5 protein-coding genes and 1 pseudogene are annotated in these 7,875 nt (G+C 66.7%); 3 read left to right on the top strand and 3 right to left on the bottom strand.

The window, feature by feature from the left end:
* The 3 genes and pseudogenes from ACUVYZ_RS07295 to ACUVYZ_RS07285 all read left to right on the top strand — a co-directional run.
* Nucleotides 1-503 (top strand): citrate/2-methylcitrate synthase (locus tag ACUVYZ_RS07295; RefSeq protein WP_446033049.1); only part of this gene is annotated, 503 nt, incomplete at its 5' end.
* Nucleotides 504-579: 76 nt separating this feature from the next.
* On the top strand, nucleotides 580-1,575 hold the full coding sequence (locus tag ACUVYZ_RS07290) for an oxidoreductase (RefSeq protein WP_439933629.1): 996 nt from the start codon (nucleotides 580-582) through the stop codon (nucleotides 1,573-1,575).
* A 61-nt stretch (nucleotides 1,576-1,636) separates the two neighbouring features.
* Nucleotides 1,637-3,562: pseudogene (locus ACUVYZ_RS07285) on the top strand (propionate--CoA ligase); the annotation flags it as partial.
* 591 nt (nucleotides 3,563-4,153) lie between these two features.
* Here the strand turns inward: ACUVYZ_RS07285 and ACUVYZ_RS07280 are convergent.
* Genes ACUVYZ_RS07280 through ACUVYZ_RS07270 form a run of 3 tightly spaced genes read right to left on the bottom strand, consistent with a single transcriptional unit; the run spans nucleotide 4,154 to nucleotide 7,865 of the window.
* A complete protein-coding gene (locus ACUVYZ_RS07280; RefSeq protein ID WP_439933630.1) occupies nucleotides 4,154-4,462 on the bottom strand; it encodes a hypothetical protein in 309 nt (102 codons plus the stop codon).
* Between the two features lie 43 nt (nucleotides 4,463-4,505).
* A complete protein-coding gene (locus ACUVYZ_RS07275; RefSeq protein ID WP_439933631.1) occupies nucleotides 4,506-4,760 on the bottom strand; it encodes a DUF4242 domain-containing protein in 255 nt (84 codons plus the stop codon).
* A gap of 3 nt (nucleotides 4,761-4,763) precedes the next feature.
* Nucleotides 4,764-7,865 (bottom strand): ATP-binding protein, encoded by a 3,102-nt coding sequence (locus ACUVYZ_RS07270; RefSeq protein WP_439933632.1) that lies wholly within the window; start codon nucleotides 7,863-7,865, stop codon nucleotides 4,764-4,766.
* Nucleotides 7,866-7,875 lie beyond the last annotated feature (10 nt).

Raw genomic sequence — 7,875 nt, 5'->3', positions numbered from 1 at the left:
TTGGCGGGGCCATTGGGGCGCTCAAGGGTCCGAAGCACGGGGGCGCGAATGAAGTGGCGCGGGCGATTCAGGCGCGCTACGAGGGTCCCGAGGAGGCGGCGGCTGACATCCGGGCGCGGCTTTCGCGTAAGGAGGTGATCATCGGCTTCGGCCACCCGGTCTATACGGTGGCCGATCCGCGCAATGAGGTGATCAAGGCGGTTGCGCGGCGGCTGGCCGAGGGGGCTGGGGCGCTCAAGCGCTTTGCGGTGGCGGAGGCGATCGAGCGGGTGATGGGCGAGGAGCGGGCGATGTTTGCCAATCTCGACTGGTATTCGGCGCTGGTCTATGAGCTCCTGGGCATTCCCACCCCCATGTTCACGCCCCTTTTCGTGATCGCGCGCACTACGGGCTGGTCGGCCCACGTGATCGAGCAGCGCCAAGACGGCAAGATCATCCGCCCGAGCGCGAACTACATCGGCCCCGAGCCCCGCCCTTGGGTACCCATCGAACAGAGGGGATAGAGGAACGCAAGCCGTCCCTTATACCCCGGGAAATATCCGGATTAGAATGGATCAAGCGCGGACCAGAGGAGACGCGATGGAAAAGTTCAGGGCGTTCAAGATCGAGGAGGTGGACAAGCAGATCCGCAGTGGCTTCGTCGACATGACCCTGGATGAGCTGGACCCCGGGGAAGTGGTGGTGCGGGTGGCCTATTCCGACGTGAACTACAAGGATGCCCTCGCCGCCACCGGCAAAGGCAAGATCCTGCGGCGCCCGGCGTGCGTGGGCGGCATCGATTTTTCCGGCACGGTGGTCTCCTCCACGGACCCGGCGTTCAAGCCAGGAGACAAGGTGCTCGCCACCGGCTTCGATCTGGGGGTATCCCATCACGGGGGCTACGCCGAATACACCCGGGTGCCCGCCGCCTGGCTGGTTCCGCTGCCTCCCGGGCTTAGCCTCTTCGACGCCATGGCCCTGGGCACCGCCGGGTTCACGGCGGCCCTAGGGATCGTGCGCATGGAGCACGAAGGATTGAAACCGCAGAATGGCCCGGTCATCGTGACCGGGGCGACCGGTGGCGTGGGCAGCATCGCCGTCGACGTGCTGGCGGGGTTGGGCTACCGGGTAGTGGCCCTGACCGGCAAGGCAGCGGAAACGGAATATCTCAAAGGCCTGGGGGCGGCGGAGGTGATGCTGCGCTCCAGCCTGGACCTCACCAGGATCCGGCCCCTGGACAAGGCCACCTGGGCCGGGGCGGTGGACAACCTGGGGGGCGAGGTTCTGGCCTGGATCGCCAGCACCATGCAGATCGGCGGCACCATCGCCTCCATCGGGCTCGCCCTGAGCCCGAATCTCAACACCACGGTGATGCCTTTCATTCTGCGAGGGGTGAGCCTCTTGGGGGTGGACTCGGTCAACTGCCCCATGGAGCTGCGGCGCCGGGTGTGGGCGCGTCTCGAGACCGACATGCGGCCGGCTCATCTCCGCAGCATGACCCACACCGTGCCGCTGGAGAAGCTGCCGGCCGTGTTCGACGACTTCATCCAGGGAAGGGCGAAGGGACGGACCGTGGTGGAGGTGGCCGGCGGCTAGCTTCCGCGCCGTTCAGGGCCCGCCGCGGGTTTCTTCCTGCGCGCAAAGCACACACCAGAGGAGAGAAGACATGGGCGAGACGTACAAGGAGTTTCACCGGCGTTCCATCGAGCAACGCGAGGCTTTCTGGGCGGAGCAGGCTGCCCTGGTGGACTGGCACAAGCCTTTCGAGAAGGTCCTGGACTACAGCCGCCCGCCGTTCGCCAAGTGGTTCGTGGGCGGAGAGACCAACCTCTGCTACAACGCGGTGGACCGGCACTTGAAGGACCGGGCCGACCAGAAGGCCCTGATCTACATCTCCACCGAAACGAACCAGGAACGGGTCTACTCCTTCCGGGAGCTGCACCAGGAAGTGAACCGCTGCGCCGCGGTGCTGCGAAGCCTGGGGGTCGCCAGGGGCGACCGGGTATTGATCTACATGCCCATGGTCCCCGAGGCGATCTTCGCCATGCTGGCCACGGTGCGGCTGGGGGCGATCCACTCGGTGGTGTTCGGCGGGTTCGCCTCCGGGAGCCTCGCCGCCCGCATCGACGACGCCAGACCCAAGGTCATGGTGACCGCCGATGCCGGCATGCGCATGGGGAACAAGATCCCCTACAAGCACCTGGTGGACGAGGCTCTCCGGCTATCCCAGTTCCCGCCCGAAAAGGTGGTCATGGTGAACCGGGGACTCGACCCCCAGATGCCCCTCACGCCGGGGCGCGATCTGGATTACGCCGAGCTGCGCAGCCGGCACCTGGACGCCCAGGTGCCCGTCGTCTGGCTTGAGGCGAGCGAGCCTTCCTACATCCTGTACACCTCTGGCACCACCGGGCGGCCCAAGGGGGTTCAGCGGGACACGGGAGGCCACGCGGTGGCGCTGGCCGCCAGCATGAAGTGGATCTACTGCGGCGAGCCGGGCGAGACCTATTTCGCCACCTCCGATATCGGCTGGGTGGTGGGCCATTCCTATATCGTGTACGGGCCCCTCATCCGCGGCATGGCCACCGTGGTCTACGAAGGGGTACCCATCCGGCCCGATCCCGGGATCTGGTGGAAGATCGTCCAGGACCACCAGGTCACCGTCATGTTCAGCGCCCCCACCGCCATCCGGGTGCTGAAGAAACAGGATCCGAGCTACCTCAAGAAGTACGATGTCTCGTCCTTGAAGCACCTGTTCCTCGCCGGCGAGCCCCTGGACGAGCCCACGGCCCGGTGGATCGCCGAAGCCCTGGGGGTGCCGGTGATCGACCACTACTGGCAAACGGAGACCGGCTGGGCGATTTTGACCGCGGTGCCCGGGGTGGAGAAGACGCCCGTCAAGTTCGGCAGCCCCAGCTTTCCCGCTTACGGCTACGACGTGCGGCTGCTGCACGAGCAGACGGGGGAGGAGGTGGGCCCGAACGAGAAGGGGGTGGTGTGCATCGTCCCGCCGCTTCCGCCCGGCTGCATGTCCACCGTCTGGGGCCAGGACGAGCGCTTCGTCTCCACCTATTTTTCCAGCTTCAAGGACCGCTTGATCTACACCACCTTCGACTGGGGGATGCGGGACGAGGACGGCTACTACTTCATCCTGGGCCGCACCGACGACGTGATCAACGTGGCGGGCCACCGCCTGGGCACTCGGGAGATCGAGGAAGCCATCAGCTCCCATCCCGCCGTCGCCGAAGTGGCGGTGGTGGGGGTGGCGGATCAACTGAAAGGCCAGCTCCCCCTGGCCTTCGCCGTGGTCAAGGACCCGAGCCGCATCGCCACCCCGGAGGGGCGCACGGCGCTGGAAAAGGAGATCATGGGCGTGGTGGACAGCCAGCTCGGCGCCATCGCCCGGCCGTCCCGGGTACATTTCATCACCCAGTTGCCCAAGACCCGTTCGGGAAAGGTGCTGCGGCGTTCCATCCAGGCGATCGCCGAAGGCCGCGATCCAGGGGACCTGACTACCCTGGACGATCCCGCTGGCATCGAACAGGTGAAGGTGGCAGTGACGGCCGCCAAGGTACAGGCGGCTTAGTCCCGGAGCCAGGGCCCGGCGCTTGGGGCACGCCCGGGCCCGTCTTCCGCTGCGTCCGTAACGCCCCGGTCGAGCGGCGCCCGGCTGGTCGAATCCGGCGGTTCGTCCATACGTCGGCAGGTGGGATGGTCACGTCTTGCCTTATGGCGCCCCACCATCCTATCCCTCGCCGCGCTCGGGCCCGCCCTGCGGGCGTCCCACGAAGCGGTGCTTCGTGGTCGAACCCGAGGCGGGCTCTCGCCACACCCAGTAGCAGGTGTTCGGCGTTTACTTCGTTCCGGCGGACAGGTTTTTCGTCTACGCGGGCTTTCTTTTAGGCCCGGTAGCACCCTATATTGGTCCCAACTTCAACACCGGGCTGGCGGTGGGCGGGGCCCCGGTGGCCGGATCTTCGTCTGTGCCCATGGCCGGGGCGAACCTCCGTACATGGATGCCGGCGCGTCTTGGACCCGCTCGGACGGCGAACACGTAAAGGTGGAGTGCCCAGAAAGCGGCGAGGCTGACTTCCCAGCGGGTGCTATCCGCGAACGCAAGCCAGCCGGCACGATGGCACCTTTGCGCCCGCCAGCTAATGTGGTCGAAGCCGCGGTGTTACGGAAGATTCGCCGCCGCGCAGCGGGAAACGCCCGATGTCGACGAGCGAGATGTAGTCGCCGCCATTGACCGGTTCAGCGAATTCTGACCTGCGTTGTTTCCGGCGGAGTAGGTGGGCACGGTCACACCGGCCGATCTCGACGCAGTCGACGAATTAAAGCCGATCCACGCACCCTGCTCGTCACCGCCAGAGCTTGGAGCTGGCTGCGGCGTTTGGAACGCTGTGAGGCCGCGACTTTGGGCGCTATCACGCAAGCCGAGCAGGCAATGCTGGCCTTCGTCGGCCGCCATGTCCGGCTCATCCATCTCTCGCCGATGATCCTTGAGTGCTTCTTGATCAGCGTTAGGATCATCCGTTACTCAGCACTTGGGCTGTCCAAACGCGATCGAATCTGGCTTCCGCTTCACGTTGAACCGACTTCACACTTGCGGCGTCGGGTGCCTCGTATTCGCAGATCATCCGCCTCCGATCCAACGACCAGTAGCTGCGAATCCAGCGGACCTGATAGAGGTCGAGGCACGGGGCCATCCGCGCCTCCGTCGCCTTCAACTCCTCTTCGGTCAAGGGCGTCTCGAAGCTCCGTTCGACAATGATGTGCGGCATCCGTTACCTCCTCGTCCTGCGTTTTCGATCTCCCGAAAGCGGCGGCGCAACCCCCGAAGCGGCCAGGCCGCAGGCAGCCATCTCGATGAAGGCACGCGTCCTCGCGTTGAACCGGTCGTTGTCGGCAACCGCCCTGCACAGGCGTCTGATACGCGCTGCCGCCTCGCCCGAGTGATCGGCCTCGATCCTCGCCAGCACCGCCTTGGCGATAGCGATGTCGTTTTGCCGGCGCATGGCCCGGGCCGCTTCCAAAGCTTCTTGCCCATAGGCCTTCGCAGCCTCGGGCCAGTGCCTGGCGAGACACAGGGCCGCCGCCCAGTTTAACGCATAGGCGAGATGGCTCTTGTCGTCGACGGCTCGCAGTTGCGCGAGCGCCGCCTCCAGCTGGCCGGAGCCCTGGTGTCTTGCCTCGGCGAAGTCGGCGAGCGTCGCTATGGCGTCGGCGAGCGGTGTCTCGGTCTCGCCTAGCCGCCCTGCAACCACCCGGAGCTCCCGACACAGGTCTCTTGCGGCGGGGTAGCGACAGCGCTCGAGCTGGATCAGCGCCAGCCAGGTCAGGCATTTGTATTCGCGCCACCGATCCTCTGCTTTACGGGCGAGGCCAAGCGCGCAGTCGATTCGCGCCGCCGCCTCCTCCGGGCGTCCCAGCCAGCGGGCCAGCAGGCCGCGGCCCCATTGCAGCTCACAGACTGCCTGCGCGCCGATTCCGAGCAGCGTCTCGGCCTCGTCGAGAAGCGCCCTTGCCCGCGGGATCTCGGTCTCCAGCTCGATCAGGCAGCGCGCGGTGTTGGCTAGTTGCCGTGCAAAGGTTTGCCGGTCTGTCTCGCGCCCGACCTCGGCGGCGCGGACCGTGCTCAGCCGGGCCTGGGCAACGTTCCCCGTCTCCTGGTGGACCACCGAGAGGAGGTAATGGCCGGTCGCCGCCGCCGCATGCAAGCCGGCGGCCTCGGCATCGGCGACGGCGCTCTCTAGCTCGTCGGCGATCCGGGGGGGTGGCCGCATGGTCGGCCCCGCTGCGGCTAAAACCTCGACCCTGAAAAGACCGATCGCGAGCTCGCGCCGCAATGGATCGTCCGGCAGTCGATCGAGGTGAGAACGGCCGCGCCTGACGAGCGCCAAGGCATCGGCATTCGCGAACAGCCGCAGGCTTCGTTCGCCGGCGATGACGCAGGCCCGCGCAGCGAGTGCATGGTCCCCCGCCAGCTCCGCATGACGGACGAGATCACCGGCCATGGCGTCGCTAGTTTCCACCATCGCGTCCAGAACGCGGGCGATCCGCCCGTGCATGAGCTTCCGTCGCGGCTGTGAAATCTCATGGTAGGAGGCCCGGCGGACAATGTCGTGCACGAAGTCGTAGCTGTCCGCGTCGGCCGTCCGAATTAGACCTCGCCGCTCAAGCTGCTCCAGAGCGGTGAGGAGCACCGTGGTCTCGAAACCGGTTACCCGCGCGAGCAGGTCGACTCCAACGGTTCGTCCCGCGGCCGAAGCCCAGGCCAGGAGGGTACGACTCGGCTCGTCGAGCGAAGCGAACTGACCGGCGATTATCGCCTGCAGGGGACGCCCAGGCTCGTGCCGCCCCTCGCGTCGCGTTCTGGACAGCTCCAGGGTGAAAAGAGGATTGCCGTCGCTCTCGGCAAATATGGCGGCGGCGTCGATGTCAGGGTCGAGCGCGTGCACCAGCTCTCTGGTCTCCGCCTCGTTCAAGGCCGGAAGGGGCAGCTCCTGCAGCCGCTCGTCACGGTCGAGCGCTCGCAGCGTGTGCGAGATGGCTAGGTTGTCGGCAAGCTCGCCCGAGCGCGCCGCGCCGGCGAACAGAACGGCTTCGGGAGCGTTCGGCAGGCGGGCCACATAGTGGAGCAGCATCGCGGACCCTTCGTCGACCCATTGCAGGTCGTCGAGTAGAATTGCGAGCGGCATGGTGCGGGCGAGATGTCGCAGCAGCAAGAGAACTGCATCAAAGAGACGGGCGCGGTCTGTCGGTGCGACAGGCAGCGGACCGAGCTCGGGCCGGAGCAATGCGAGATGTTGGCGTGTCTCTTCGGGAATCAGACCGACAGGGGCCGATCGCACTGCATCGATCCAGGCGCCATAGGGATGTGCGGCCTCCGCCTCGAAGGCGCGTCCCCGCAAGCAGCGACCGCCGATCATCGCCATGCGCTCGGCGAGATGGTCGAGGAGACGGCTCTTGCCGATGCCGGGCTCGCCGGTGACCAGGAGGACGGGCGTCGCGCGGCCGTTGGCGGTGGCCGATATCAACCGGTCGATCTGCATGCGCTCCGCGACGCGGCCGACTAGGGGAACGGCGGCCCTGCTCCAAGGCCGATCGGGGGTCCTGACCTGGCCGCCGGTTTGCAGGTGCACGCGCGGTTCGACGGGCATCCGCCCAATGGCATGCCGTGCGCGCTCGAGCGCCCCAGAAAGCGGAATTCCCGCCTCGCGTTCGAGTACGCTCCGAGCCTGCTCGTACTGCGCCATGGCCTCGCGTCGGCGGCCCAGATGGCCGAGCAGACGAATGACGCGGGCATGGCCTTCTTCGGACAAGGGATCGGTCGCCACTAGGGCGCGTGCGTGGACAAGCGCCTCCTCCGGCCGGTCACTAAGCCGATCGGCGAGGGCGCGGAGCGCGTCGAGGCGTAGGGTGCTGACTGCCGCGCGCTCGGCGAGACACCACTCCTGGAAACGATAGCAGGCGGGCAGGTCGAGGCCATCCAGGAACTCGCCGCGGAACAGGCTGGCCGCCGTCTTGAGGCCCTCCAAGGGAGCATTCGGGATATCGGCAAGCAGCCCGCGGACGGTCGTCAGATCGATCACCGCGTCACGCGGCACAAAGGCGACCCGAGATCGGTCGCTCTCAAGGCGTGTCGTCCCGCCGGTGTCAAGCAGCGGCCGGATCTTGGCTAGGCTCCAGCGCAACTCCCTGCGGGGGTCGTCCGGCCCCTCCCACAACAGATCACACAACCATTCCCGACGGTGGGGCGTTGCGGTCGCGACGAGATAGGCTAGGAGCGCTCGCGTTTTCTTCGATGCCGGGAGGCTGACCTCCTGACCCTTTGCGACAATCTGCAGCTCGCCCAGCAGGCGAAATTCGAGAGGGGTCTCCGCCATCGCGTCTTTC

The sequence above is a fragment of the Pelomicrobium sp. P1 genome (assembly GCF_052805615.1).
Note: the sequence above shows the minus strand (reverse complement) of the source record. Positions and strands in the feature narration are given on the sequence as shown.